Annotated in this window: 29 protein-coding genes; 17 read left to right on the forward strand and 12 right to left on the reverse strand. The window is 63.8% G+C overall.

The window, feature by feature from the left end:
* Positions 1 to 52: 52 nt before the first annotated feature.
* Positions 53 to 697 (forward strand): OmpA family protein, encoded by a 645-nt coding sequence (locus tag JQ628_RS03045; protein WP_212218928.1) that lies wholly within the window; start codon positions 53 to 55, stop codon positions 695 to 697.
* 143 nt (positions 698 to 840) lie between these two features.
* Positions 841 to 1,176 carry a hypothetical protein gene (locus tag JQ628_RS03050; RefSeq protein WP_212218931.1) on the forward strand — a complete coding sequence of 112 codons (336 nt, stop codon included), beginning with the start codon at positions 841 to 843 and terminating at the stop codon, positions 1,174 to 1,176.
* Positions 1,177 to 1,234: 58 nt separating this feature from the next.
* On the opposite strand, the gene JQ628_RS03055 is transcribed toward JQ628_RS03050, so the two are convergent.
* Positions 1,235 to 2,557: a phospholipid carrier-dependent glycosyltransferase gene (locus tag JQ628_RS03055; protein WP_433996097.1), complete on the reverse strand. Its 1,323-nt coding sequence runs from the start codon at positions 2,555 to 2,557 to the stop codon at positions 1,235 to 1,237.
* A 169-nt stretch (positions 2,558 to 2,726) separates the two neighbouring features.
* Between JQ628_RS03055 and JQ628_RS03060 the strand changes: the two genes are divergently transcribed.
* Both JQ628_RS03060 and JQ628_RS03070 read left to right on the forward strand, forming a co-directional pair.
* Positions 2,727 to 3,446 (forward strand): FecR family protein, encoded by a 720-nt coding sequence (locus JQ628_RS03060; protein WP_212218933.1) that lies wholly within the window; start codon positions 2,727 to 2,729, stop codon positions 3,444 to 3,446.
* A gap of 2 nt (positions 3,447 to 3,448) precedes the next feature.
* Positions 3,449 to 4,696 (forward strand): hypothetical protein, encoded by a 1,248-nt coding sequence (locus JQ628_RS03070; protein ID WP_433996098.1) that lies wholly within the window; start codon positions 3,449 to 3,451, stop codon positions 4,694 to 4,696.
* 280 nt (positions 4,697 to 4,976) lie between these two features.
* Here the strand turns inward: JQ628_RS03070 and JQ628_RS03075 are convergent, their stop codons facing one another.
* The 5 genes from JQ628_RS03075 to ggt all read right to left on the reverse strand — a co-directional run bounded on the left by JQ628_RS03075 (position 4,977) and on the right by ggt (position 8,700).
* On the reverse strand, positions 4,977 to 5,465 hold the full coding sequence (locus tag JQ628_RS03075) for a VOC family protein (RefSeq protein ID WP_212218939.1): 489 nt from the start codon (positions 5,463 to 5,465) through the stop codon (positions 4,977 to 4,979).
* A gap of 26 nt (positions 5,466 to 5,491) precedes the next feature.
* Positions 5,492 to 5,920 carry a VOC family protein gene (locus JQ628_RS03080; protein ID WP_212218942.1) on the reverse strand — a complete coding sequence of 143 codons (429 nt, stop codon included), beginning with the start codon at positions 5,918 to 5,920 and terminating at the stop codon, positions 5,492 to 5,494.
* Between the two features lie 150 nt (positions 5,921 to 6,070).
* Entirely contained in the window at positions 6,071 to 6,589 is a 519-nt protein-coding gene (locus JQ628_RS03085; RefSeq protein ID WP_212218945.1) for a cupin domain-containing protein, read from the reverse strand.
* A gap of 17 nt (positions 6,590 to 6,606) precedes the next feature.
* The gene (locus tag JQ628_RS03090; RefSeq protein ID WP_433996100.1) at positions 6,607 to 7,017 is read right to left on the reverse strand and encodes an FKBP-type peptidyl-prolyl cis-trans isomerase; all 411 of its coding nucleotides are present in this window, start codon (positions 7,015 to 7,017) and stop codon (positions 6,607 to 6,609) included.
* 96 nt (positions 7,018 to 7,113) lie between these two features.
* The gene (gene ggt / locus JQ628_RS03095) at positions 7,114 to 8,700 is read right to left on the reverse strand and encodes a gamma-glutamyltransferase (protein ID WP_212218951.1); all 1,587 of its coding nucleotides are present in this window, start codon (positions 8,698 to 8,700) and stop codon (positions 7,114 to 7,116) included.
* 139 nt (positions 8,701 to 8,839) lie between these two features.
* Here ggt and JQ628_RS03100 point away from each other — a divergent pair, with 139 nt between their 5' ends.
* Both JQ628_RS03100 and JQ628_RS03105 read left to right on the forward strand, forming a co-directional pair.
* Positions 8,840 to 9,583 carry a rhodanese-related sulfurtransferase gene (locus tag JQ628_RS03100; RefSeq protein ID WP_212218954.1) on the forward strand — a complete coding sequence of 248 codons (744 nt, stop codon included), beginning with the start codon at positions 8,840 to 8,842 and terminating at the stop codon, positions 9,581 to 9,583.
* Positions 9,580 to 9,804, forward strand: coding sequence for a SlyX family protein (locus tag JQ628_RS03105; protein ID WP_212218957.1), 225 nt, complete (start codon positions 9,580 to 9,582; stop codon positions 9,802 to 9,804). Before JQ628_RS03100 ends, JQ628_RS03105 begins: the two co-directional genes overlap by 4 nt.
* A 52-nt stretch (positions 9,805 to 9,856) precedes the next feature.
* On the opposite strand, the gene JQ628_RS03110 is transcribed toward JQ628_RS03105, so the two are convergent.
* On the reverse strand, positions 9,857 to 10,078 hold the full coding sequence (locus JQ628_RS03110) for a hypothetical protein (RefSeq protein ID WP_212218960.1): 222 nt from the start codon (positions 10,076 to 10,078) through the stop codon (positions 9,857 to 9,859).
* Positions 10,079 to 10,198: 120 nt separating this feature from the next.
* On the opposite strand from JQ628_RS03110, the gene hemE reads away from it, so the two are divergent.
* Positions 10,199 to 11,245: a uroporphyrinogen decarboxylase gene (gene hemE, locus JQ628_RS03115; RefSeq protein ID WP_212218964.1), complete on the forward strand. Its 1,047-nt coding sequence runs from the start codon at positions 10,199 to 10,201 to the stop codon at positions 11,243 to 11,245.
* A 145-nt stretch (positions 11,246 to 11,390) separates the two neighbouring features.
* Here hemE and hemC read toward each other — a convergent pair whose 3' ends face one another.
* From hemC to JQ628_RS03135, 4 genes are all read right to left on the reverse strand, one after another.
* The gene (hemC, locus tag JQ628_RS03120) at positions 11,391 to 12,368 is read right to left on the reverse strand and encodes a hydroxymethylbilane synthase (RefSeq protein WP_212218967.1); all 978 of its coding nucleotides are present in this window, start codon (positions 12,366 to 12,368) and stop codon (positions 11,391 to 11,393) included.
* A gap of 28 nt (positions 12,369 to 12,396) precedes the next feature.
* Complete coding sequence (locus JQ628_RS03125) at positions 12,397 to 14,010, reverse strand: GMC family oxidoreductase (protein WP_212218970.1); 1,614 nt, start codon at positions 14,008 to 14,010, stop codon at positions 12,397 to 12,399.
* Between the two features lie 135 nt (positions 14,011 to 14,145).
* The gene (locus JQ628_RS03130; RefSeq protein ID WP_212218973.1) at positions 14,146 to 14,931 is read right to left on the reverse strand and encodes an enoyl-CoA hydratase; all 786 of its coding nucleotides are present in this window, start codon (positions 14,929 to 14,931) and stop codon (positions 14,146 to 14,148) included.
* Positions 14,928 to 15,569 carry a MarR family winged helix-turn-helix transcriptional regulator gene (locus JQ628_RS03135; protein ID WP_349628011.1) on the reverse strand — a complete coding sequence of 214 codons (642 nt, stop codon included), beginning with the start codon at positions 15,567 to 15,569 and terminating at the stop codon, positions 14,928 to 14,930. The genes JQ628_RS03130 and JQ628_RS03135 overlap by 4 nt, the downstream gene beginning before the upstream one ends.
* Between JQ628_RS03135 and JQ628_RS03140 the strand changes: the two genes are divergently transcribed.
* From JQ628_RS03140 to JQ628_RS03180, 9 genes are all read left to right on the forward strand, one after another.
* Positions 15,568 to 16,293: a GntR family transcriptional regulator gene (locus JQ628_RS03140; protein WP_212218976.1), complete on the forward strand. Its 726-nt coding sequence runs from the start codon at positions 15,568 to 15,570 to the stop codon at positions 16,291 to 16,293. The genes JQ628_RS03135 and JQ628_RS03140 overlap by 2 nt on opposite strands.
* A 52-nt stretch (positions 16,294 to 16,345) precedes the next feature.
* Complete coding sequence (locus JQ628_RS03145; protein WP_212218978.1) at positions 16,346 to 17,317, forward strand: ABC transporter substrate-binding protein; 972 nt, start codon at positions 16,346 to 16,348, stop codon at positions 17,315 to 17,317.
* A 108-nt stretch (positions 17,318 to 17,425) separates the two neighbouring features.
* Entirely contained in the window at positions 17,426 to 18,178 is a 753-nt protein-coding gene (locus JQ628_RS03150) for an ABC transporter permease (RefSeq protein WP_212218982.1), read from the forward strand.
* Positions 18,157 to 18,963, forward strand: a complete 807-nt coding sequence (locus JQ628_RS03155) for an ABC transporter ATP-binding protein (protein ID WP_249127417.1) — start codon at positions 18,157 to 18,159, stop codon at positions 18,961 to 18,963. The genes JQ628_RS03150 and JQ628_RS03155 overlap by 22 nt, the downstream gene beginning before the upstream one ends.
* Before the next feature lie 7 nt (positions 18,964 to 18,970).
* On the forward strand, positions 18,971 to 19,774 hold the full coding sequence (locus tag JQ628_RS03160; protein ID WP_212218986.1) for an ABC transporter permease: 804 nt from the start codon (positions 18,971 to 18,973) through the stop codon (positions 19,772 to 19,774).
* A gap of 10 nt (positions 19,775 to 19,784) precedes the next feature.
* A complete protein-coding gene (locus JQ628_RS03165) occupies positions 19,785 to 20,450 on the forward strand; it encodes a polysaccharide deacetylase family protein (RefSeq protein ID WP_212218989.1) in 666 nt (221 codons plus the stop codon).
* Positions 20,447 to 21,316, forward strand: a complete 870-nt coding sequence (locus tag JQ628_RS03170; RefSeq protein WP_212218992.1) for a fumarylacetoacetate hydrolase family protein — start codon at positions 20,447 to 20,449, stop codon at positions 21,314 to 21,316. Before JQ628_RS03165 ends, JQ628_RS03170 begins: the two co-directional genes overlap by 4 nt.
* A gap of 33 nt (positions 21,317 to 21,349) precedes the next feature.
* Complete coding sequence (locus JQ628_RS03175) at positions 21,350 to 22,393, forward strand: uroporphyrinogen decarboxylase family protein (RefSeq protein WP_212218995.1); 1,044 nt, start codon at positions 21,350 to 21,352, stop codon at positions 22,391 to 22,393.
* Positions 22,394 to 22,747: 354 nt separating this feature from the next.
* Positions 22,748 to 24,787 carry an acetoacetate--CoA ligase gene (locus JQ628_RS03180; RefSeq protein WP_212218998.1) on the forward strand — a complete coding sequence of 680 codons (2,040 nt, stop codon included), beginning with the start codon at positions 22,748 to 22,750 and terminating at the stop codon, positions 24,785 to 24,787.
* Between the two features lie 142 nt (positions 24,788 to 24,929).
* On the opposite strand, the gene JQ628_RS03185 is transcribed toward JQ628_RS03180, so the two are convergent.
* Positions 24,930 to 25,352 (reverse strand): DOPA 4,5-dioxygenase family protein, encoded by a 423-nt coding sequence (locus tag JQ628_RS03185; RefSeq protein ID WP_212219001.1) that lies wholly within the window; start codon positions 25,350 to 25,352, stop codon positions 24,930 to 24,932.
* Positions 25,353 to 25,579: 227 nt separating this feature from the next.
* On the opposite strand from JQ628_RS03185, the gene JQ628_RS03190 reads away from it, so the two are divergent.
* The gene (locus JQ628_RS03190; RefSeq protein WP_212219004.1) at positions 25,580 to 25,867 is read left to right on the forward strand and encodes a hypothetical protein; all 288 of its coding nucleotides are present in this window, start codon (positions 25,580 to 25,582) and stop codon (positions 25,865 to 25,867) included.
* Positions 25,868 to 25,961: the final 94 nt, after the last annotated feature.

The following is a 25,961-nucleotide window of genomic DNA, read 5'->3' on the forward strand; positions in this document are numbered from 1 at the left end:
CCAAACGCCAGCATGCGTAATTCCCGCAGGCGTAACCCGAAGGACCAAGACCATGACCAGCATTTCCAGACTTTCCGGATTTACGGCCATTGCGCTCGGCGCCGCGCTGTCGATGACGGCCGGCCTGGCGGTGGCTGGCGAAGTTGTCTCCGCCGACCAGATCTCCAGGGCGCTCCAGTCGAAGCCGCTGACCCGCGGCCTGTCGGCCGGACCGCAGCAGATCGACACCGCGACCCAGGCGAAAGAGACCAAGTTCGTCGACAGCCTGCGCAACCGCAACACGCGCTCGCTTTCGCTCGGCGAACGCGAGGAGATCGCGCAGATCGCCTCGAGCAAGCCGAAGATCGATCTCGAGATCCGCTTCGACTACAACTCGGCGGAGATCAGCAAGGACTCGACGCAAGCCGTGCAGGAACTCGGCAAGGCGCTGTCGCAGCCGAACCTCAAGGGCCAGACCTTCGTGGTCGCCGGTCACACCGACGCGGTCGGCACCGACGAGTACAACCAGGGTCTCTCGGAGCGCCGCGCCGACACCATCAAGCGCTATCTGGTCGAGAAGTACGCCCTCAACGGCAGCGACCTCGTGACCGTCGGCTATGGCGAGTCCAAGCCGAAGGATGCGAATGCGCCGATGGACCCGGCCAACCGCCGCGTCCAGGTGGTCAATATGGAAACCAAGACCGCTGCTTCGCAGTGATCTTGCAAGTGATCCGCCCGCCCCTTGGCGGGCGGATTGCTGAAGAGACCTTTTCGAACCAATCAGGTGAATAAGGGCCGTTCACGGGAGCGGCTCAAGGGAAGTTTTGACTCGAAACCTTTTGACTTGAAGGGGTGATCAAGATGAGAGCGCGTTCAATCGGCCTTGCCTTCGCAGCCCTGCTGGTTCTCGGCCGCACCGTTCCCAGTCACGCCCAGGACGCAGCTCCAAATTCCACCGCGACACCGTCCTCGACGCCGAGCGCCACGCCAACCGAGGCGCCGGCGAACGCTCCGCGCCCCGCCATCGTGCCGAAGACCGCGGAACCCGCCCCCGCCACTACCGAGAAACCGCGCCGTCACCGCCGCCACGCGCGACTGCACTACCGCCGCTATGCGTACTGGCAGCCGTTCCCGATCTACCTGCCGCGCTTTCACCGCCACGGCGTCAGCTGGCACCGCATGCGCTGGTTCTTCTGAGCTTTTGTTTGAGCATGATCTTATCGAAAAACCGGTTCCCACTTTTTCGGATCATGCTCTATATCCAGCTCTGAAAGATCATCAGCCGCTGGTAGGTCTCCATCGACGTCCCCAGCATCGCCACCGAAATCGGCAGCATCGCCGCAAAGCCGAGCGATGCGGCAAGCACAAAGGCCCACAGCACCCAGCGCGGCGGCGCGCGCTCGCCATGGGTCAGCGCATAGACCAGCGCGAGCGAAGCGATCGTGGCCGACGGCAGATAGTAATAGATGAAGCCGATGGTGCGCGGCAGGCTCGCCCAGGCGAGCCAGGGCCCGAGATAGAACGCGAGAATCAGGAACGCATCGGCCCGGCGCTTCACGATGAAATCGCGCAGGCAAATGCCGAGCGCGGCCAGCGCCGGCCACAGGATCAGCGGATTGCCGAGAAAGATGACGGCTTGAAAACGGTCGCCGGCGATCTTGTCGAACTGATACCAGATCGGGCGCATCAGCAGCGGCCATGACGGCCACGAACTCATATAGAGATGCGGCGGATGGGAACCGGCGTTTTCCGCAAAGATGCGCCGCTGCGCCTCGATGAAGTCGCCGACGGAAAGGCCGGTGCGCGGAAGGAAGGCCACGAAATACGCCAACGCCGGAATCAGGATGAAGCACAGCGCAAAATGATAATAGCGGAAATCCGGCCAGCGGTCCGGCCGGTACCAGTCGTCGGCATTGGCGTCGGCAAATTGCGTGCGCCAGCCCTGTAGCAGGCGGATCACGGCGACGATGGCGATGCAGACGCCGAGCGGAAAGAAGCCGCTCCATTTGCAGGCGCCGGCCAGGCCAAACGCGAGACCGGATAGCGCAAAGGCGCTTTCGGGACGCTGCCGCTGGAAACCATACATGAAGGCGGCGATGCCGAAGAGATCGAAGGTCAGCGCATAGATGTCCAGCATCGCGATCCGCGATTGCACGAATACCATCTGGTTCAGGAAGGTGAGCGCCGCGGTGGCCAGCGCCGCGCCCTGGCTCGCGAACAGCACGAGGCCGCAGAGATACATCGCGACGATCGCGAGCGATCCGAACAATACGCTCGGATAGCGCCAGCCGAACGGCACATCGCCGAACATGCGGATCGACCACGCCATGAACTGCTTTGCCAGCGGCGGATGCATCGGGTTGAGCAGCGGCGCCGGCGTTCCCGCTTCCAGCATCTGCTTCGCCGCCGGCACGTAATGCACTTCGTCGAAGGTGATCTTGTCGGGCGTATCAAGTCCGATCATCAAGAGAACATGTGCGATCACGAAAATTGCGCTCGCGATCAGCACAATTTTTGCGATTGGACTATTCGGAACAAGCGGCGCAGCACGCGCGGCCTCGACGGTACTTTCAGCCACAGGCGCGGCTTCGACGCGCTGAACATCGCGCGTCTTTTCTTTTCGAACCGGTTTGCGTTTGGACGCCACTAATCGACGGGCCGGGAAAGTGTGTGGGACTTGTGGCAATTATACTACATGGGTGGCCCGCACAATCCGCTAAAAGATTCCGCAGATTGTACGGTGAGAAATGAATTTGCGTCATTTGGTTTTTGCGGCGCTGGCGATCTGCGTCTGTTCGAATATCGGTATCGCCGCCGCACAGGCGCCGGCGCGCGTCGGCGAAGCGGCCGTCGTGCAGAACGAGGTGGTCCGCGTCTCCGGCTCCGGCGGCAGCCAGATCAATGTCGGCGATGCCGTGCTGCGCAACGAGACCGTGCGCACCGGCGCCAACAGCGCGACGCGGCTGGTGATGATCGATTCCACCAACCTGTCGCTCGGCGCCAACTCCTCGATCACGCTCGACCGCACCGTCTTCAACGACGAGCGCAGCTATCGCGACGTCGCCATCCGCCTGACCACCGGCGCGTTTCGCTTCGTCACCGGACATTCCGACAAGAACGCCTACAAGATCACCACGGGCCTGGCGACCATCGGCGTGCGCGGCACCACGCTCGACATCCTGTCGCAGCGGGGCCGGACCACGGTGGTGCTACAGGACGGCGCCTCGCGCGTCTGCACGTTGAGCTTCCAGTGCATCGAACTGACCCAGCCCGGCGACACCGCCGTGATCACCTCGGTGAACGGCCAGGTGAGGATCCAGAAGACCAACAACCCGACCTGGACCTTTGCCAAAAACTGCGCCGCGGCGGCCGGCCTGTGCAGCACAACCCAATATGCGGGAACCCCGACCGTGATCCCGGTCGTCGATGACGGCAGCGATCCCACCAGCGGGTTGTGCGGGCGCTGACGATGGCGAATTTTTCTCGAAGCTGGATCGTCTTTGCCACGCTGATCGCGGCGGCGCTGGTGTTTTTCCAGCGCGGGCAATCCAATGTGGCTTACGCGCAGATGGCGCCAACGTCGTGTTCGACCTCGACATCCACCTCGACTTCGACTTCCACATCGACGTCAACTTCGACCTCGACATCCACTTCAACCTCGACTTCAACTTCCACTTCAACATCAACCTCCACGTCGACGTCGACATCGACTTCCACGTCAACGCCATTGGCGAACCTGGTGACATCGGAGGATCGTCCGCAGTTTGCCGCCACGGCTGCGGCCGCGGCCACAGCCGCCACCACCCTGCCGCCCTGCCCGACCGGCGTCGGTTCCAGTGCCGGCTCGATCAACGACGTCGCCAACCAGCGCTTCAACCAGATGATCACCAACCGCGTGCTGGCGAATGTGCTGTTGGGGATCAATGAGCAGATCAATTGCGACGACTGCGTCAGCGCGTTCGGCTCGGCCGGCTCGTTCTCGGCCGGCGTCCACGGCCGCAAGAACCTCACCCCGAACCTGGCCCTGCTCGCCGGCATCGCCTATGCGCATTACAGCGAGGGTGGCTACAGCGTCACCTCGGCGCCGATCGGCGCGTTCGCGCTGCGCTATGATTTTACCGACTGGGGAAAGTCGCGACCGTTCTTCGACGTCGGCGCGATCCTGACGCCGTACGAGAAGGTGCGCTACCGCCGCAGCTATTTCACGAGCCTGGGTGCGGTGACGGTGGACGGGCAAACCACCGCCAGCAATTACGGCGTCTATGGCCGTGCCGGCTGGATCAACCGGTTTTCGCCGCGCGACGAGGTCGCCGCCGCGGTCGAGGTCTGGCAGCTATGGCAGCGGGTGAAAGGCTATGCCGACCCCACGGTCGCCTTCAACCCGTTCGACGCCACCTTCGCCACCGGCACCGACAAGACCACGCTGGTCAAGATCGGCGGGCAATGGACGCATCTGTTCGGCAATAGCCTGGAGGCCAATATCAACGGCGGCTACGTCTACGCGTTCGGCACGCAAATGGGCGTGGTCGCGACCGTGACGGGCCAGGGCAATGTGGTGCCGACCGTCGGCAATCAGGGCTGGTTCGAATATGGCGGCCGGCTCGGCTTCCGCATCAGCAAGGGATGGGTCGCCGATCTCTTCGTCAACGGCACCGCCGGCCCGCAGCCGGTGGGCAACACCGTCCATGGCGGCGTCGGCTTGCGGATAAGTTACTGAGGATTACCGAGGACACCGGTCGGCGGACCCCTCCGTCATCGGCACCATGCGCGGTGCCGGTGGCGGAGGGAATTTTTTTGGGTGCGTCGATTCCCTCTCCCCGTTCTTCACGGGGAGAGGGTCAGGGTGAGGGGCTCTCTCCGCAGTGACGGTGAGAAATGGACTCGCGGAGAGTCCCCCTCACCCGGATTGCATCTTCGATGCGATCCGACCTCTCCCCGCATCCGCCTTCGCCCGAAGGCGGGCTTCGGCGGACAAGAGCGGGGCGAGGTGAGCCGCATCACGCCGCCGATTTGCCTTCATAGGCGCGGCGCAGGCCTTCGATGTCGAGCTTCACCATGCCGAGCATGGCCTGCATGGCGCGCTGTGCACCGGCCTTGTCGGAACCGCCGAGATATTTTTCGAGCGCCGTCGGCACGATCTGCCAGGCGAGGCCATAGCGGTCGCGGACCCAGCCGCACTGCTCGGCCTTGCCGCCATTGGCCAGCAGCGCATCCCACAGGCGATCGACCTCGGCCTGATCGGCGCAGTCGATCTTGAAGGAGACGGCATGGGTATATTCCATGCGCATGCCGCCGTTGATCGCCATGAACTGCTGTCCGGCAAGGGTGAACTCTACCACGATCACCTGCCCGGCCTTGCCGTGCGGATAATCGGTGGCCGCACGCTGGACGGTTTCGATCTTCGAATCCGGCAGTAGCGAAACATAGAAGCTGGCCGCCTCCTCGGCTTCGTTGGCGAACCAGAGACAGGGGGAAATCTTCGACATCGGCAATCTCCTTGCGCGCGCTTCGATCAGGCGTTCTCGGTCGCGAACTGGGCCTGGGCTGCCGCGACGTCCATCCACATCACTTCCCAGATGTGGCCGTCGGGATCCTCAAAGCTGCGGCCGTACATGAAGCCAAAGTCCTGCGTCGGCGTCGGGTCAGCAGTGCCGCCGGCGCCGGTTGCCTTCTTGACGAGGTCGTCGACCTCGCCGCGGCTGTCGGCGGAGACGCAGATCAGCACTTCGCAGGACGTCTTGGCGTCGACGATCTTCTTCGAGGTGAACTGGCGGACCTTGTCGTGGGTCAGCAGCATGGCGTGAATGGTGTCGGAAAACACCATGCAGGCCGCGGTGTCGTCGCTGAACTGGTCGTTCTTCACCGCGCCGATTGCCTGATAGAAGGCGATCGACCGGGCGAGGTCCGTGATGGGCAGATTGACGAAGATCATCTTGGCCATTGAGGGCTCCTTTGGAGGGGTTCCATCCCAATGACGATTGGGCCTGCCCCTGTCCCGACAAGCCATTGCGATTTTTTTGGAGGTTTATTTGACGGGTTCGCAGAACTGCGGCGTCGGGTCGCAATCCGCGCCTAAATACCGGCAACCGCTCTATTTTTTCTCGGCGGGGTCGCGGTGCACGGGATCGATCCACAGCACGGTTTCCGGCTTCTCGATCGGCTCGATGTCGAGATTGATCGCCACGGCCTCGCCGTCGCTGCGCACCAGCACGCATTCCAGCACCTCGTCGCGGCTGGCATTGATCTCCTGGTGCGGCACGTAAGGCGGCACGAAGATGAAATCGCCGGGGCCGGCTTCGGCGGTGAACTGGAGCTTTTCGCCCCAGCGCATCCGCGCCTTGCCCTTCACCACATAGATGATGCTTTCGAGGTGGCCGTGATGATGCGCGCCGGTCTTGGCGTCGGGCTTGATGTTGACGGTGCCCGCCCACAATTTCTGGGCGCCGACCCGGGCAAAATTGATCGCGGCCTTGCGGTCCATGCCCGGCGTCGAGGGCACGTTGGGATCGAGCTGGTTGCCGGGAATGACGCGCACGCCGTCATGCTTCCAGCGCTTCATGTCGGCGTGGTCGTGGGAATGCGTATGTTCGTGCTCGTGCGTACCGGACATGGCGGACCTCCTCGCCTCTATTTCACCGCCAACAGTTCAACGTCGAACATCAGCGTCGCGTTCGGCGGGATCACGCCGCCGGCGCCGCGCGCGCCATAGCCGAGCGCGGGCGGAATGATCAGCGTGCGTTTGCCGCCGACCTTCATAGTGGCAACGCCCTCGTCCCAGCCCTTGATCACGCGGCCCTGGCCGATCGGAAAATCGAACGGCTCGTTGCGGTCGACCGAGGAGTCGAATTTCTTGCCCTTCTGGCCGTTCTCATACAGCCAACCGGTGTAGTGCATCACGCAGGTCTGGCCGGGTTTCGGCGAAGCGCCGGTGCCTTCCTTGGTGTCGATGATCTGTAGTCCGGATGCTGTGGTCATGGCTTTTCCTGCTTGAGCCGATGCGCTCCGCAGCGCGGCGGGGGTGACGATCGCAGCCGTCATGGCTGCAAAGGCAGTCTGGATGATGGTGCGCCGGGAAGATCGCATCGCGTGTGCCTTTCTCAAGAAGCCGCTACGGGCCGGGTCGAGACGGCGCGCTCAATAGCCGAGCGCGCAGCCGTCCTTGCGGGGGTCGGAGCCGCCGGTCAGCGTGCCCTTGTCCCAGTCGATCCAGATCGCCTGGCCACCGCCGAGCGGGCCGACGATGCTGGTGGTCTTATGGCCGAGCTTCTTCAATCCCTCGACGATCTCGGCCGGCACGCTGTCCTCGAGCTGGTACACGCCTTCATAGTGCAGGCCGCGCGGCATATCGATGGCTTCCTGCACGTCGCAGCCATAGTCGAGGATGTTGGTCAGCACATGGCACTGCCCGACCGGCTGATACTGCCCGCCCATCACGCCGAACGGCATGATGGCGCGGCCGTTCTTCGTCAACAGGCCGGGAATGATGGTGTGCAGCGGCCGCTTGCCCGGCGCGATGCAGTTGGGATGGCCGGGCTGGATACGGAAGCCGCCGGCGCGGTTTTGCAGCAAAATGCCGGTCTTGTTGGAGACGATCGCCGAACCGAAGGAGTGGGCGATCGAGTTGATGAACGAGCAGGCGTTGCGGTCCTTGTCGACCACGGTGATGTAGATGGTCGACGGGTTCATCGGCGGCGCGACATTGGGCAATTCGAGCACGCGGTCCATCTTGATCTGGCTGACATGCTCGTCGGCAAATTCCTTCGCAAGGATGCGCGCGACGTCGACATTCACGTGCCGGGGATCGCCGATGAATTGCTCGCGCATCATGTAGGCGATGCGGGCGGCTTCGGCCTCCAGATGGAAACGCTCGATGCTGAGCGGCGGGAATTTCGTCAGATCGAAATGCGAGAGGATGTTGAGCATCACCAGCATGGTGATGCCGGGACCGTTCGGCGGGCACTGCCAGGCGTCGTAGCCTTTATACATGGTGCCGATCGGCGAGGTCGTCTCGGTCGAATGCTCGGCAAAATCCTCCAGCGTGTGCAGGCCGCCGATGCCGCGCAGGGTTTCCACCATGTCGGCGGCGATCTCGCCGGAATAGAAGGCATCGCGCCCCTTGGCCGCGATGGCGCGCAGGGTCTTGCCCAGTTCAGGCTGGTGGATGACATCGCCGGCAACCGCCGGCTTGCCGCCCGGCAGCAGGTAGCGCTCGGTGTTGGTGCCCTTCTTCAGCTTGTCGAACTGGTTCTTCCAGTCGAAGGCGATGCGGGGCGCAACGACGTAGCCCTCTTCAGCGGCCTTGATCGCGGGCTGCAACAGCGTGTCGAATCCCATCTTGCCATGGTCGCGCAGGATCACGTCCCAGGCATCGACCGCGCCGGGGATGCTCACCGCGTGTGCCGAAGTCAGCGGCACCGCATGGATCTTTCGCTCGAGATACCATTCAGGCTTGGCCGCCATCGGCGCACGGCCGGAGCCGTTATAAGCGACGATCTTGCCTTCCCCCTTGGGTTGATACAGCGCAAAGCAGTCGCCGCCGATGCCGGTGGATTGCGGCTCGATCACTCCCAGGAGCGCGCAGCCCGCGACCGCGGCGTCCGCTGCCGTGCCGCCGGCCTTGAGCACTTCGATCGCGGTCAGTGCCGCCAGCGGATGCGACGTCGCCACCATCGCGTTCTGGGCATGGACCGTCGACCGGCCGGCGAAATGGAAATTCCTCATAACCTGCTTGCTCGCTCGTCACTGTGTTGCGGAGCATTGCCCCGCCAAAAGCCGGGCTAGATGACACATTCGGGGCGGACTGGGCAATGGCCGGAATTGCAGGGTTTCCCCGCATTTACGCGTTTGATAAACACCCGCCATGTCCCTTCAGGTCGCCGCCTTCTATCAGTTCGCCGCGCTGCCGGATTTCCGCTGTTTGCGCGAGCCGCTGCGCGCGATTTGCGCCGGCCTGGAGCTGAAGGGCAGCGTGCTCCTGGCGCATGAGGGCATTAACGGCACCTTGGCCGGCGACAGGGACGGCATTGCGGCATTCGTTAACGAATTGCGGCATGGGGAGTTGTTTGGCGGCCGCCTCGACAATCTCGAATTGAAATTTTCGCAAGCCGCCGCGATGCCCTTCCAGCGCCTGAAGGTTCGGCTGAAGAAGGAAATCGTGACGCTGGGAGATGCGGCCACCGATCCGACCCGGCAGGTCGGAACCTATGTCGATCCCGCCGACTGGAACGACCTGATCACTTCGCCCGATACGCTGGTGCTGGACACCCGCAACGCCTTCGAGGTCGCAATGGGCACTTTTGAAGGCGCGGTCGATCCCGGCATCACGAGCTTTGGCCAGTTCAAGCAGTTTGCCGCAAACCATCTCGATCCTGCGAAGCATCTCAAGATCGCGATGTTCTGCACCGGCGGCATCCGCTGCGAGAAGGCCAGCGCCTATTTGCTGGCGCGCGGCTTCGGCGAGGTGTTTCACCTCAAGGGCGGCATTCTGAAATATCTCGAAGGCGTGCCGGAGCAAGAGAGCCGCTGGCGCGGCGAGTGCTTTGTGTTCGACGAACGCGTCGCGCTCGGTCACGGCCTGCGCGAGCGGGAAGCGGAATCCCCATGAGTGAGCCCAGTGAGTTCAAGACACTCAGCGAACGTATCGACGTGCTGGAAACCCGCCTGACCTTTCAGGACGAGACCATCGAGACGCTGAACCAGACCATCACGGCGCAATGGAAGCAGATCGATGCGCTGACGCGGCAGATCGCGGCGCTGAACGAACGCGTGCAGGAAGCCGAAGCGCAGGCACCGGCTCCCTCAAACGAGCGTCCACCGCATTATTGAAAACTCGCAAGGGCGGCCTCTGCATCGCAGACCGCCCTGCGAGCAAGCGCGTTCAGCTAAAGACCGCCTTGACCTTGTCCCACAGCGACTCGTTCTCACGGTCGCCATCGGGCTTCGATCGCGCCGGCTGCGCCGCGCTGATCGGATCTGAAGCCGGAAAGCTGTCCATCAGGCCGGTTTCCAGCTTCTTGTGGGCCTCGCGGTCAGCCTCCATCGCCGCAATCGGATTGGCGGCGTGCTTGTCGTGCGGCGCAGGATTGAATTTCTCAGCCATGAATGCCTCCATTTGGCGAGATAACGCCCGCGGCGCAGGGAGGGTTCCTTTCGCCTTGGCCAAGGCGGAACCGGCGTGTATCAGAGGCGGCAAAATCGCCCCTTCTCCTGGAACCAGCGCTTGACCCAGACCTCTCCCAAAAAGCTTTTTCTTGACGTTCTTGCCGGCCACCGGCAGGCGGTGCCGCCGATATGGATGATGCGGCAGGCCGGGCGCTATTTGCCGGAATATCGCGAGTTGCGCGCCAAGGCCGGCAGCTTTCTCGATCTGTGCTTCACGCCGGAATTTGCCGCCGAGGTGACGCTACAGCCGATCCGCCGCTTCAACTTCGATGCCGCGATCATCTTTTCCGACATCCTCGTCATTCCCTATGCGCTCGGACGTTCGGTGCGTTTCGAGGCGGGCGAAGGCCCGCGGCTGGATCCGCTCGATACGCCGGAGCAGGTGGCGGCGCTCGCGACACTCGCGGATTTTAATAAACTCGAACCGGTCTATGAGGCGCTGCGCCGCGTGCGGCGCGAACTCGACCCGAACATCGCGCTGATCGGCTTCTGCGGCGCGCCGTGGACGGTTGCAACCTACATGGTCGCCGGACAAGGCACGCCGGACCAGGCACCGGCGCGCATGATGGCGTACCGGCATCCCGAGGCGTTCGCGAAAATCGTCGACGTACTGGTCGAGAATTCGATTCAATATCTGCTCGGCCAACTCAGGGCCGGCGCCGATGCGCTGCAAATCTTCGACACATGGGCGGGCGTGCTGCCGCCGGGCGAATTCCTGCGATGGTCGATCGAGCCGGCGCGCCGCATCGTCGAAGGCGTACGCAAGCAGGTGCCTGACGCCAAGATCATCGGCTTTCCACGCGGCGCCGGCGCGCTGCTGCCGGCTTATGTCGAGGCGACCTCCGTCGACGCCGTCAGCATCGATTGGGCCGCCGAGCCATCATTGATCCGCGAGCGCGTGCAAACCAAAGTTGCCGTGCAGGGCAATCTGGATCCGCTGGTGCTGATCGCCGGCGGCGCCGCGCTCGACCGCGCGGTGGACGAGGTGCTGGAAAATTACGGCAAGGGGCGGCTGATCTTCAATCTCGGCCACGGCATCCAGCCGGAAACGCCGATCGCGCATGTCGAGCGGATGGTGGAGCGCGTGCGGGAGTATAAAGAGTAAAGCCGACCACGTCATCGGTCGTCATACCCGCGAAGGCGGGTATCCAGTAAACGCCGAATTGAGTTTGAGCCGATGGGCCGCGGCGTACTGGATCATCCGCTTTCGCGGATGATGACGGTGGAGTGCGCGGAGACAGATGAGCCGATCACACCGGCCGGCTGCGCTCGATGATGTCGGCGGCCCCCTTTGCCAACAGTTCCAGTCCCACCGCGCGGCCGAGTTCGCGGGGACGGTCGGCGGGGCCGGTGCGCGAGGTTTCGATGATGCGCGCCCCAGCGTGATCGAGCACCGATGCGGTGAGCGACATCTCGGCGCCGTTGATTTCGGCATGGCCGGCAATCGGCGAGTTGCAGTGGCCGTTGAGCACCCACAGCACTTCGCGTTCCGCATCGGCGCAGGCATGAGCCCTGGCGTCGTCGATCAGGGAAAGCGTCTGCCTCGTCGCAAAATCCTGTGCGCCGCATTCCACCGCGACGATGCCCTGCCCCACGGCCGGCAGCATTTCCGCGACCTGGAACTCATAAGCGATGCGGCTCGCCAGCCCGACACGCTCCAGTCCGGAGCGCGCCATGATCAATGCGTCGGCAGGTCCCACCGCGCCGCCATCGGGCAGCTTTTGCAGTTCGCCATTATCCAGCTTGCGCACGCGGGTATCGGCAGCGCCGCGGTAGTGGATGATCTCCGCTTCCGGAAACAGCCGCCGCGCATAGGCCGCGCGGCGCACCGCGTTGGTGCCGATCTTGAAGCCTTTTCCGCGCGCGCGCCTGAAATCGTCAAGCGCAAGTCCCGGCCGCAACACCAGCGCGTCCCCGGGCGGATCGCGCGACAGCGTCGCGCCGATCACGAGGCCCGGCGTGTCTTCATTGCCCGGCATGTCCTTGAGCGAATGCATCGCCGCCTGCAACTCCCCGGCAATCACCGCGGCGCGGATCTGCGCGACGAAGGCGCCGCCCTTGCCGCCATGCGGCAGCAGCTTTCCGGTCTGGTCGGTATCGCCTGTCGTCTCGAACTTGACGATCTCGACGGCAATCCCGGGTACGGCGCGCGACAATTGCCGCGCGATCTCCTCGGTCTGGACAAGCGCCATGACGCTTTTGCGCGTGCCGATCCGCATGGGTGTCATAGCTTTCTCTTGCTGCCGCCGGACGCGCCTAGCGCGCATCCTCCAGGATCATATCAGATGCCTTTTCGGCAATCATGATCGTCGGCGCGTTGGTATTGCCGGACATCAGGTCCGGCATCACGGAGGCGTCGACCACGCGCAGGCCATCGATGCCGCGAACCTTCAGCCGCTGGTCGACCACCGCCAGCGGATCGCTGCCCATCCGGCAGGTCGAGGTCGGATGATAGACGGTCGAGCCGGTCTTGCGGGAAAATTCGAGCAGGTCCTCATCGCTCACGACCTTCGCGCCGGGATAGACCTCCTCGACGCAATACGGTTTCAGCGCGGGCTGGGCCAGAATGTTCCGCAGGATTTTCAGCCCGTCGATGAAGGCACGGCGATCGGTTTCGGTCGCGAGATAATTGATGCGGATTTCCGGCGGCTGCGAGGGGTCGGCGCTTTTGATGCGCAGCGTGCCGCGGCTCTCGGGGCGGAGCTGGCACACCGAGGCGCTGAAGCCGGAGAACGGATGCAGCTTCTCGCCCATCTTGTCGGTCGAGAACGGGATGAAATGGATCTGGATGTCGGGGCTCGCGAGTCTCGGATTGGTCTTGAAGAAGGCGCCCGAGGTGCCGGCCGCGATCGTCAGCGGCCCCTTGCGCAGCGCCGCCCATTGCACGCCGGCCAATGCGCTGCGGATCGGGCTGGCGACGATGTCGTTGAGCGTGATGTTCTGCGAGCATTTCGTGACGATGCGGACCTGCATGTGATCCTGCAAATCGTTGCCGACGCCGGGTGAATCCAAGATGACCTCGATGCCGTGGCTCTTCAGCAGATCAGCAGGCCCGACGCCGGAGAGCTGTAGCAATTGCGGAGAATTATAGGCGCCGCTCGACACCAGGATTTCGCGGCGGGCGGTTGCGCGCCGTAGCTGGCCGCGCTGGCGATACTCCACGCTCTTGGCGCGGCGTCCATCGAACAGGATGCGCTGGGCCAGCGCATCGGTCTCAATGCGAAGGTTGGCGCGGTTCTTCGCAGGCCGCAGATAGGAGAATGCGCTGCTGGCGCGGCGGCCGCGCCGCGTCGTGGTCTGGAAGAAGCCGGCGCCCTCCTGCGTGGCCCCATTGAAATCCGGATTGAAGGGAAGGCCCGCCTCGACCGAGGCTTTCACAAACGCTTCCGACAACGGATCGTGGTGGCGCCAGTCCGACACCGGCAAGGGGCCGTCGGCGCCGTGATACTGATCGGCGCCGCGCTGCTGGCTCTCCGCCTTCTTGAAGTAAGGCAGCACGTCCTCATAGCCCCAGCCGGCATTACCGCGCTGGCGCCAGCGGTCGTAATCCTCGTGCTGGCCGCGCACGTAGAGCAGCCCGTTGATCGAGCTCGATCCGCCCAGCACCTTTCCGCGCGGCTGGAACACCTGGCGGCCGTGAAGCCCGGGCTCCGGCTCGGTCTGGTACATCCAGTTGACGGATTTTTCCTTGAACAGCTTGCCGTAGCCGAGCGGGATGTGGATCCAGATGTGGCTGTCCTTCGGGCCGGCCTCGAGCAGCAGCACCGAATGTTTTCCGCCGGCGGAAAGGCGATTGGCGAGCACGCAGCCGGCAGAACCGGCGCCGACGATGACATAATCGAATTCGGAAGCGTCGTTGTTGTGGTTCACCGGTTCCCCCGCAGATGCGGAGAAAACAGGTAGCGGCGGGGTTTTGGCCGGTCAATCGCGGCAGCGCGGGCCTGCGTTGAAAAAATGCACCCCGGCGGGGACGCGCCGGGGCTAATCGCGATGCGAGCTGCGCGTCTACGCCGCGGACTGCTTTGCAAGCTTCAAAAAGTCCGGCGGGCGGCGCTCGGCGAAGGCGGTGAAGGCCTCGCGCGCCTCGATGGTTTTCAGGCGCGCGGCGAACTGCTCGCTCTCGGCCTTGATCTGCGCCATCAACACTTCCGGATTGCGCATCAGCCGCTTGGTGGTGCTGACGGCGCCGGCCGGCTGCTTTGCCAGACGCGCAGCCAGCGCGCCGGCCTCGGCATCGAGCTTGTCGAGCGGCACGACGCGGTTGGCGATACCCCAGGCGAGCGCGGAAGCAGCATCGACGGCTTCGCCCAGCGCAAACATCTCGAAGGCCCTCGCATAGCCGATGCGCATCGGCATCAGCAGACTGGAGGCGGCTTCCGGCACCAGCGCGAGACTGACGAACGGCGTCGTCAGCAGCGCATTGTCGGCAAGCACGACGAGGTCGCAATGCAGCAGCATGGTGGTGCCGACGCCGACCGCGCGGCCCTGCACGGCGGCCACGATCGGGCGGCTCGATTTGGCCAGCGCCTCCAGGAAGCGGCTGACATGCCGTTCGCCCGTCACCTTGCCGGCGGCAATCGCCGCGAACTCGCCGACATCGTTACCGGCGGTGAACATGTCGCCCTCGCCGCGCAGCAATATCACGCGGATATTGGCGTCGGTTTCGGCGGCCAAGATGGCGTCCGCAAGCGCGCCGTACATCTCATTGGTCAGCGCGTTCTTCTTGTCGGGGCGCGCCATCGTCAGCTTCAGCACGCCGTCGCGGTTCTCGATCCTGATATGCTCGGTCATTGCTCTTCTCCTTTGGGAAATTTGGTCTGGAAACTGGTGAGCCAGCGCGCCACCACGTCGAGTTCGGCTTCGCTGAAGCCCTCGGTAAGACGCGCGTTGATTTCAACAAGCCCGGCTTTCGTCTCGGCGAGCGCCGTGCGGCCGGCCGGCGTCAGCCAGAGCCGCCAGGCGCGGCCATCGTCCGGGTCGGGCCGCCGCTGGATCAGCTTTGCCGCGATCATCCGCTCCACAAGCCCGCTGATACCGGGCGGCCCGAGATCGAGCGCCGCACCCGCCTCGCCCATCAGCACGCCGTCGCGTTGTCCAAGCACCAGCAGCAACCCCGACTGCGCGGCCGTAGCGCCGCTGTCCGGCGCCCGCGCCGCGATCCAGCGCTGCAACCGGCGCTGCGCCACATTGAGCAGGAACACGAAGCGGCGCTCCTGACGCGGCCGCGGCCGCTCGTCGGCTTCCTGATATTTAGTTCGCATGCGAAGTATATAGCGGCACGCGAGCCTGTTGTCACGAGGTATGTCCAAGTGCAGACAGCGGCCGCTGGGTCCGCAACGGGACAATTTCATCAAGCAAGACATATGCTTGTGAGAAAAATCGATTTTCGATTGACGATCCCCCCCTTCCCGCCTCAATCTTTCGGCCATGAGCAATATCGGCCTCAGCTTTGGCGAAAGCCTCGACGACGAGCGACCGCGCAGCCTGACCTCCGCGGTCCAGGAGCGGCTGCGGGCCGACATCCTGTCGACGCGGCTGCTGCCCGGCCAGAAGCTGCACATCGCCGGCCTCGCCAAGCAGTTCTCGGTCAGCCTTGCCGCCGTGCGCGAAGCGCTGTCGCGCCTTGTCGCGGACGGGCTGGTGCAAGCGTCCGATCAGCGCGGCTTTCGCGTCAGCCCGGTATCGCTCGCCGATCTCGCCGACGTCACGCAAACGAGGATCGATATCGAGGGGCTGGCGCTGCGGCGTTCAATCGAGCGCGGCGACCAGGCCTGGCTTGATAGCGTCAAGCTCTCGCACGATCGGCTGAGGGAAGTACCCTACCGTTACCCGGACGAGCCCGGCGTGCATTACGACGAATGGGTGGTGCGCCACCGCGTCTTTCACCGCGCGCTGGTGAACGCCTGCGGCTCGCAATGGCTGCTCGGCTTCCGCGATGTGCTGCATGAGCAGAGCGAGCGCTACCGCAGGCTGTCGATCCGCGACGTCACCAAATCGCGCGATGTCGAGGCCGAGCATGCCGCGATCGTCGAGGCGATCGTGCGGCGGGATGCCGACGCGGCCGTGGATGCGTTGGCAAGGCATTTCTCGACGACCATGCGTTTCGTCGAACATAACGTCCCGAAAATCCCGGAGGTAAACGGCTTCAAATAGGCCGGAAATTGTCGCGCTACAAAAAACAAGAGAACATGGAGGAAACCGAACGATGAACATCTCCCGCCGTCATGCGCTGGCTTCGCTCGCCGCCGTCACGCTGCTCACCGCCCCTGCGACTGCCTTTGCGCAGACCGAGACTATCCGCGTCGGGCTACCGACCAAGACCTATTGGCCGACCACGATCGCGGAAACCGCCGTGCGGCAAAAGCTGTTCGAGAAGGAAGGCATCAAGGCCGAGCTGACGATCTATCGCAGCGGCGCCGAAACCTTTGAAGGCATGGCGGCGGGCGCGGCCGACATCATCCTCGATCCGCCGTCGCTGGTCTCGGCCGGCCGCAAGAAGGGCGTGATGTCGCGGATCGTCGCCAACGCCGCGATGGGCAATTTCGGCTGGCAGTTGATGGTGCCGACCAAGTCGACGCTCGGCGTCAAGGATCTCAACGGCAAGAAGGTTGCGATCACGGCGGCCGGCTCCGGCTCGGACCTGCTGGCGCTGTGGACCATCCAGGACCGCAAGATCGATTTCACCCGCGTGCCGGTCGGCGGCGGCGGTCTGGTGCCGAACCTGCTCGCCGGCAATGTCGACGCCGCCGTGGTGTATTCGCCGCTGAGCTTCCAGATCTCCAAGTCCGGCGAGGCCAAGACCATCCTCGACTATTCCAAGGAAGTTCCGCCGAACCTGACGGCAGGCTGGATCGTGCTCGACAAATACGCAGAGGCCAAGCCGCAGAACGTCCAGAAAGCGCTGAACGCGCTTTACGGCGCGCTTCAGTTCATGCGCGCCAACAAGGACGTGACGGTCAAGCTGATCGCGGACCTCTACGAGATGCCGGCCGAGATTGCCGCGCTCGAATATGAGAACACCATCATGAAGCTCGAAACCGCCGGCGACATGGGCGCCGCCAACGTGCCGGCCGCCGTACAATTGTCGCTCGATCTTGCCAAGCTCGGCGGACTGAAGGACATCGTGCCGGTCGAGGACGTGATCTCGACCAAGTTCAAGCCGGTGCCGACCAAGTAGAGCATGATCCGGAAAAGTGGAAACCGGTTTTCCGAGAAGATCATGCTCAAACAAAAGGATGAGATCATGATGCGATTCTTTCGCATCATGATCTAGGAGATGCCCGCAATGGCAGGCCTTGGGCTCAAGCTGGCGCGTTTTGCGATCGTGCTCGCGATCTTCGCGCTGTGGGAAGTGCTGTCGCGGACGGGCATCGTCAATCCGCGGCTGCTTCCTTCGGCTTCCGACACGCTGGTCACGCTCGGCGAACTCCTGCAACGCGCCAGCGTGCAGAAAGACCTGATCGTGACCGCGCAGGAAGTGCTGGCCGCCTTCGCGCTCGCTGTGCCTTTCGGCGCGCTGATCGGCTACCTGATCGCGGAGAACCGCTATTTTGCCGACGTGATGAAGCCGCTGCTGTTCTTCGCCTTCAGCATTCCAAAGTCGATCTTCCTGCCGATGTTCATCCTGGTGTTCGGCGTCGGCTTTTCGCAGAAGGTCGGCTTCGGATTCTTCTCCACCATCTTCATCGTTATTATGTCGACAACGACGGCGGTGGAGTCGGTGAAGGTTGAGCACCTTCGCGTCGCTCGCTCCTATGGCGCGACGCCTGTGCAGACGGCGTTCCGCGTCTATCTGCCCAGCATGCTGCCGGTGCTGCTGGAAGCCTTGCGGATCTCGATGATCTTCAACCTGACCGGCGTGATCCTCGCCGAGATGTATGCCTCGCGCGACGGCATCGGCCACCAGATCGCGATCTGGGGCGAGAATTTCCAGATGAAACAGCTTCTCGCGGGCGTCGTGATGGTCGCCGCGATCGCCATGACTTTCAACGAACTCGTGAGATGGGTGGAAACGCGATGCAGCCATTGGCGAACGTGACGCAGTTCAAGCCCGCCACGCGCACAGGTGCGATCGAGGTCAGGAATGTCGGACAGATATTCAGGACGTCCTCGCAGGACGTGGTCGCGCTGGAGGATGTCTCGCTCGAGGTCAAGCCCGGCCGCTTCGTCGTGCTGGTCGGCCCGAGCGGCTGCGGAAAGTCGACGCTGCTGATGATGATGGCGGGCCTGCGCCAGCAGACCTCGGGCACCATCACCATCAACGGCGCGCCGATCCCGCAGCCCGACCCCGACCGAGTCGGCGTCGTGTTCCAGGAGGCCAGCCTGTTCCCCTGGCTGACCGCGGAAGAGAATGTCGAGTTTCCGCTGGCGCTGCGCGGCGTGAAGAAGAGCGAACGCCGCGAGAAGGCGCAGGACATGCTCAAGCTGGTCGGCCTCGACGGCTTCGGCAAGCGCCACCCGCACGAGCTCTCCGGCGGCATGAAGCAGCGCGTCTCGATCGCGCGCGGGCTGGTGCAGGATCCGCCTGTGATGCTGATGGACGAGCCGTTCGCAGCGCTCGACGAGCAGACCCGCATGACCATGGGCGACGAACTCTTGCGGATATGGGCCGCCACCGGCAAGACCGTGGTGTTCGTGACCCACAGCCTGACCGAAGCGGTCTATCTGGCCGACGAGGTGATGGTGATGTCGGCGCGGCCGGGCCGCATCGTCGATCATTTGCAGGTCTCGCTGCCGCGCCCGCGCACCTACGACATGCTGAGCGGCGAGACGTTTGGCACCCTGCGCGACCGCATCTGGCGCCATATCCGCAAATCTGCGTGAGGCAGACATGAGCGCAACCACGCTTCGCTGGCTGATCATCGTCGCGCTGATCGCGCTGTGGGAATTGTTGCCGCGCAGCGGATTGATTCCCGAACTGTTCCTGCCGGCGCTGTCATCGACGCTCGTCGCCGGCTGGAACGAGGCCGGAGAATACGGCCACGCGCTGGCGGTGACGCTTTATGAAGTCGCGATCTCCATGGTGTTCGCCTGCGGCGGCGGCATTTTGCTCGGCGCCATCGTCGGCAGCCTGCCGCGCCCGCGTATCCTGATCATGCCGATGGTGTCGAGCCTCTATGCGGTGCCGCTCGTCATCCTCTATCCCGTCTTCACGGTGTGGCTGGGCATCGGTTCGGAATCCAAGATCGCCTTCGCCTCGATCTACGGCTTCCTGCCGACCATGCTGGCGACCGCTGCCGGCATCCAGACCATCGACCCGCAATTGCTGCTGGCCGCGCGCAGCATGGGCGCGACGCTGAGCCAGCGCCTCGTCAGGGTGATCATTCCCGCGGCGATCCCGACCGTGCTGTCCGGCCTGCGCGTCGGCGGCGCGCTGGTCATCGTCGGCGTCGTGGTGTCGGAAATGCTGATCTCCTCGGCCGGCATCGGCTATCTGATCTCGCGTTACCGGACCATCCTGGACAGCCCGCACGTGTTTGCCGGCGTGCTGCTGGTGCTGTTCATGGCGATCGCCTTCAACGCCGCGATCAAATGGGTCGAGGGCAAGGCTGCGATCTGGCAGACCGGTACGCGCGGCGGCGAAAGCGCGACTGAGGAGATCGCTCCCGCCCGCACGCTGCAACCGGCGACCTGAGGAAGCGCCCGTGTTCGACCTGACGCTTTCGTTCGACAACGGCCCCTCGCCCGGCGTCACCCCGCTGGTGCTCGACGTGCTGGCGGAACGCGGCATCAAGACAACGTTCTTCGTCGTCGGCGAACAACTCGGCGACCCCGAATGCCGCCGGCTGATGCGCCGCGCCCATGCCGAAGGACACTGGATCGGCAATCACACCTTTACGCATTCGGTGCCGCTCGGCCGCCAGCGCGACGGCAATTCCGCCGAGAACGAGATCGGCCGCACGCAAGCCGCGATCGGCGATCTCGCGCATCCGGACCGCCTGTTCCGCCCCTTCGGCGGTGGCGGCAATCTTGACGAGGGCCTGCTGAAACCGTCCGTCGTGAACTATCTCGTCCGCAACCGCTTCACCTGCGTGCTCTGGAATGCGATCCCGCATGACTGGGACGATCCCGAACGCTGGGTCGAGCGCGCGCTGGATCAATGCCGCGCGCAGCCGTGGAGCCTGATGGTGCTGCACGATCTGCCCACCGGCGCAATGAATCGCCTGGAGGAATTCCTCGGTCGCGTGAAAGCGATCGGCGCCCGTATGCATCAGGATTTCCCACCGGCCTGCGTGCCGATCCGCCGCGGCGAGATCGCGCTACCGCTCAATTCCTACGTCTCCTCCATCGAAGAAAGTACCTCCCAATGAAGATCGCAAGTTTCAAGGCCGGCTCCGTCGCAAGCTACGGCATCGTGACCGACAGCGGCGTGATCGACGCCGGACGGCGGCTGAAGGATTTGCCGACCTTGAAGGCGTTGCTGACGAAGGGATCGGTCGATGCGCTGAAGGTGCTGACGGGGGAGCGCGCAGACTACGCATTGAAGGACATCGAGCTTCTTCCCACCGTGCCCGATCCCGACAAGATTTTTTGCATCGGCGTCAACTACGCCACGCATCTGGCCGAGAGCGGCCACCCCACCCCGCCGCATCCGATGATCTTCACGCGCTTCGCCAACAGCCAGGTCGGCGGCGGCCAGCCGATGATCCGCCCGCTGGAATCCGAGCGTTTCGATTATGAAGGCGAGATGGCCGTCATCGTCGGCAGGCGCGGCCGGCGCATCTCACGCGAGAATGCGCTGAAGCATGTCGCGGGCTATGCCTGCTACAATGACGGCAGCATCCGCGACTGGCAGCGCCACACCTCGCAATTCGCGCCCGGCAAGAACTTTGCCGGCACCGGCGGCTTCGGCCCGTGGATGGTGACGACGGATGAAATATCAGACATCAGCAAGCAGACCATTGCGACGCGGCTGAACGGCGTCGAGGTGCAGGCCGCACCCATCTCCGACCTCGTGTTCGACGTGCCAGCCCTGATCGCCTATTGCTCGACCTTCACCGAGCTGGTGCCCGGCGACGTCATCGTCACCGGCACCACCGGCGGCGTCGGCGCCTACCGCACGCCGCCGCTCTGGATGAAGGACGGCGATGTGGTTGAGGTGGAGATTTCCGGCATCGGCGTGCTGCGCAATCCCGTGAAGGATGAAGTGGCCGCCAGCGCAACGCGTGCCGCCTGAACCAAGCGAACCAACAACAAGAAGGAGGACATCATGAACCTGCCCAGGCATCTTCTGCCCACCACCGTCGTCGGCAGCTACCCGCAGCCGGAATGGCTGGTCGACCGCGCCATGCTGTCAAAAGTCGTGCCGCGCACGCGCCTGCACGCGATGTGGCGCCTTCCCGCTGAACATCTCGAGGAAGCGCAGGATGACGCCACCATCGTCGCCATCAGGGACATGGAGCGCGCCGGCATCGACATCGTCACCGATGGCGAAATCCGCCGCGAAAGCTATTCCAACCGCTTCGCCACCGCACTCGAAGGCATCGACGACGAGAACCCCGCCATCATCACCGCCCGCACCGGCAGCCAGAAGACACCGGTGCCGCGCGTGGTCGGCCCGGTCAAGCGCACGCAGCCGGTCGAATTGCGCGACATGCAGTTCCTGCGGAAAAACACCGAGCACGCCGCCAAGATCACCCTGCCCGGCCCGTTCACGATGAGCCAGCAGGCCAAGAACGAGTTCTACAAGGACGACGAAGAGTGCGCGCTGGCCTTTGCGGCGGCCGTCAACGCCGAGGCGCTCGACCTGCAAAAAGCCGGCGCCGATGTGATCCAGCTCGACGAACCCTGGGTGCGCAACAATCCGGAGCTGGCCAAGCGCTATGCGGTGAAAGCGATCAACCGCGCGCTGGAAGGCATTACGGTGCCGACCGTGGTGCATCTGTGCTTCGGCTATGCCGCCGTGGTGCCGGGCTCGACCAAGCCTGCGGGCTATTCCTTCCTCGCCGAGCTCGATGATACCAAGGCGGACCAGATCTCGATCGAGGCGGCGCAGCCAAAGCTCGATCTCGGCGTGCTGAAGGACCTGTCGTCGAAGAAGATCATGCTGGGCGTGCTCGACCTCGGCAATCCCGAGATCGAGCCGGCCTCCGTGGTCGCCGACCGCATCCGCAACGGGCTGAAGCATGTGCCAGCGGAACGGCTGGTGGTCGCGCCGGATTGCGGCATGAAATACATGCCGCGCCATGTCGCGTTCGGAAAGCTGAAGGCGATGTGCGACGCGGCGGCGACGGTGCGGAAAGAGATCGGCTAGCAAGCGATGGTGCCGATCCGGCGCTATTTTTTGCTTCCAACCAAAATATCGAAAACAACCCCATGCACAGTAGCGGGCCGGCCGCAGCCGGCCTGCAAGACGGCTTGACACGTCGGGCAAATCACTGGCATTGCCCCACCATCGCGCTGGTGTCAAGCGCCCCTTGTCGTCCGGCGCACCCGTGGCGCAGCGTGACCAAATACCACTCTCAAATGAAGAAAGACGTGGATGGCCGGGACAGGCCCGGCCATGACGAGAGAAGCGGGCAACGTCGCAAGTAGACCGGCTAGCGCCCGAAAATTCCGCTGGCACACCGCCTTGTTGACGTGCGACGCAGGATGATATCGAAGGGCCATGACAGCCCCCTACGTCCCCCAGATCGCCGTTTACCGCCAATGGCTCGCCGACAAGCGCAGGCTGAAATTTTCCTCGTTCGAGGAGATGCGGCAATGGTCGGTCCGCGATCTCGACGCGTACTGGCAGAGCATCTGGGACTATTTTGAAATCCAGTCGCCGACGCCACACAGCGCGGTGCTGGCGCAGCGGAAGATGCCTGATACCGTCTGGTTTCCGGGCGCTACCGTCAACTATGCCCGGCAGGTGCTGCGTCATGTCGAGGCAGCGGACGCGGCTGGCGTGCCGGCGATCGTCTCCAGCGGCGAAGACGGGGTGCTGAAGGAAACGAGCTGGCGCGAGTTGCGGCGCAAGGTCGCCGCGCTCGCGGTTCATCTGAGGCGCCAAGGCGTCGGGTCCGGCGATCGTGTCGCGGCTTATCTGCCGAACATTTCCGAGACGATCATTGCCTTCCTTGCCACCGCGAGCATCGGCGCGATCTGGAGCGTGTGCGCGCCAGACATGGCGGCGCCCGCGGTGATCGATCGCTTCAAGCAGATCGAGCCGAAGGTGCTGATCGCCTGCGATGCGGTGACGTATGCCGGCAAGCGGCATGACCGCAATGGTGTGATCGACGAACTACGCCGTGCGCTGCCGACGGTTGCGCATTTCATCCGGCATGGCGAGGCTGCTATCGGCAGCGATCCCCTGCTCGCGGATATCCTTGCCGCCACCGGCGACGAGATCGACGCGTTCGAGCCGGCATGGCTGCCGTTCGACCATCCGCTCTGGATTGTCTATTCCAGCGGCACCACCGGATTGCCGAAACCGATCGTGCACGGCCATGGCGGCATCATCATCGTGGCGCTGCCGCTCAACGTGCTGCACAACGACATCGGCTGTAGCTACGCACAGAACTCGTTCGGTGAGCGCTACCACTGGTACAGCTCGACCGGCTGGATCATGTGGAACTGCCAGGTCGCCGGCCTGCTCGGCGGCACCACGGTATGCATCTTCGACGGCAGTCCCGGCGGATCAAAGGATAAGCCGGACTGGACCACGCTGTGGCGCTTTGCGGCCGCAGCGAAGGCGACATTCTTCGGAGCCGGTGCCGCGTTCTTTGCGAACTGCCAGAAGGCGGAAATCGATCTTGCCGCCGCCGGCGACCTGTCGCGGCTGCGCGCACTCGGATCGACCGGCTCGCCGCTGTCGGCCGAAACGCAGCAGTGGTTCACCGACGGATTTGCGCGTCTCGCCAAGCTCAACGGCAGCGAGGCGCAGAAGAACATGCGCTGGTCCAATATGTCGGGCGGCACCGATTTTGCCGGCGCCTTCATCGGCGCCAATCCCGAATTGCCGCAGGTGGCCGGCAGCATGCAGTGCCGTATCCTTGGCTGCGCGGTCGAGGCGTTCGACGAGCACGGCCGTGCCGTGATCGATGAGGTCGGCGAGCTCGTCTGCACCGAGCCGCTGCCATCGATGCCGCTATATTTCTGGAACGATGAAAACAACGAGCGCTATCTCGGCAGCTATTTTGACACCTATGGCGACAATTTCGACGGCAGCGGCCGCGGGCCGGTGTGGCGGCATGGCGACTGGCTGAAGATCCAGGCCGACGGCTCCTGCGTGATCTACGGCCGAAGCGATGCCACCATCAACCGGCACGGCCTGCGCATGGGCACCAGCGAACTCTATTCGGCGATCGAGGCCTTGCCGGAGGTGCTGGATAGCATGGTGGTCGACCTCGAATATCTCGGGCGCGAAAGCTACATGCCGCTGTTCGTGGTGCTGCGCGAGGGCCATGCGCTGGACGATGCGATGAAGGCACGGATCAACAAGGCGATCGAAGCCGGCCTGTCGCGCCGCTTCCTGCCGAACGAGATTTTTGCGGTGGCGGAAATCCCGCGCACCCTGTCCGGCAAGAAGCAGGAACTGCCGATCAAGAAGCTGCTGCTGGGGCACCCGATCGAGAAGGTGATCAACAAGGATGCGATGGCCAATCCGGGGTGTCTTGAGTGGTATTTGGCGTTCGCGAGGGATTACGCGAAGCGGAATAGCTAGGAACCGTCATTGCGAGGAGCGCTTGCGACGAAGCAATCCAGCTTCCTTGCTGCGGCCAAGCTGGATTGCTTCGCGGAGCCTGTCATCGGGCGCGCATTCGCGCGACCCGTTGGCTCGCAATGACGGTGGGGCTACGACCTGATCACGGCCGCAGCGTCGGCGTCGTATTCGGCGTAAGCGGCAGCTCGGCTTCCGCCTCCTCCGGCAGCTTGTCGCCGTGAACATCGAGCGGCTTGCCGATCCACAGGGGATCGTCGAGATGATCGCGGCGCGGATTGGTGGTGTTGGGATGCACGAGGATGCTGAGGCCAAGACTGTTGAGCATCAGCCAGGGCACCAGTTCGGCGAATACTTCCTTCGCAAAAGCGACCTGGTACATCGCCTGATCGTGCGGCCCCACCTTCGCATCATGCCAGCGGCCGAGCGTGACGGAAAAGCGCTCGCCGATCCAGCGGCGCAGCCGCTCGGCATCCGTGCGCGTCGTCGCCGGATCGTAATAGACATGGGCGTGATAGCTGGCGATCTCGCCGAGCGGGCGCGGGTCATCGGCCTTCTGATTGGTCATTGCTGATATCCCTTATCGCAAGTCACGCTGCTCGATCACGTTGCAGCGATCCATCGGTTATTCTTGTTCGCATGTCTAGCTCGAATGACCGCATCTCGCCATCACCACCTCCCGCTGTGTTGAAGCAACGTGAAGCAACGCGCCTTTAAGTGCGTTGCAGCGATGCCATCTCTGCGGGATCGGGAGGCCGATCCCTTTGGCTTGCCGTATCGCAATGGAGATAACCGATGACCACACTGAAACTCTTGTCGGCCGGACTGATCGCTGTAGGCATGCTGGCAACTCCGGCCATGGCGCGCGTGCATCATCCGAGCCATCGCAATGTCGCGCCGGATGCGGAGGTGTATGCCGCCCCGGCCGGCGGCTACGGCTACGCCTATGGACCGGGCTGCACCCCGGCTCCGCGCGTCGGCGCATTCGCAACGCAGCCGTGGGATAATTCCACGCCCTGTGAGCCCTCCTACTCTTACGACTCAGGGGGCTACTACATGGGTTACCCGGGCTACGCCTATTAAGCCCTGCGGGCCGCAGACACGCTATTCGTTGCTGCCCCGCAACGAGAACGGCTCGGCACGCCCCTGAGGCAGATACCTTGAAATGAAGGGCCGG

This window comes from Bradyrhizobium lablabi (assembly GCF_018129385.1).
Lineage (GTDB): Bacteria > Pseudomonadota > Alphaproteobacteria > Rhizobiales > Xanthobacteraceae > Bradyrhizobium > Bradyrhizobium lablabi_C.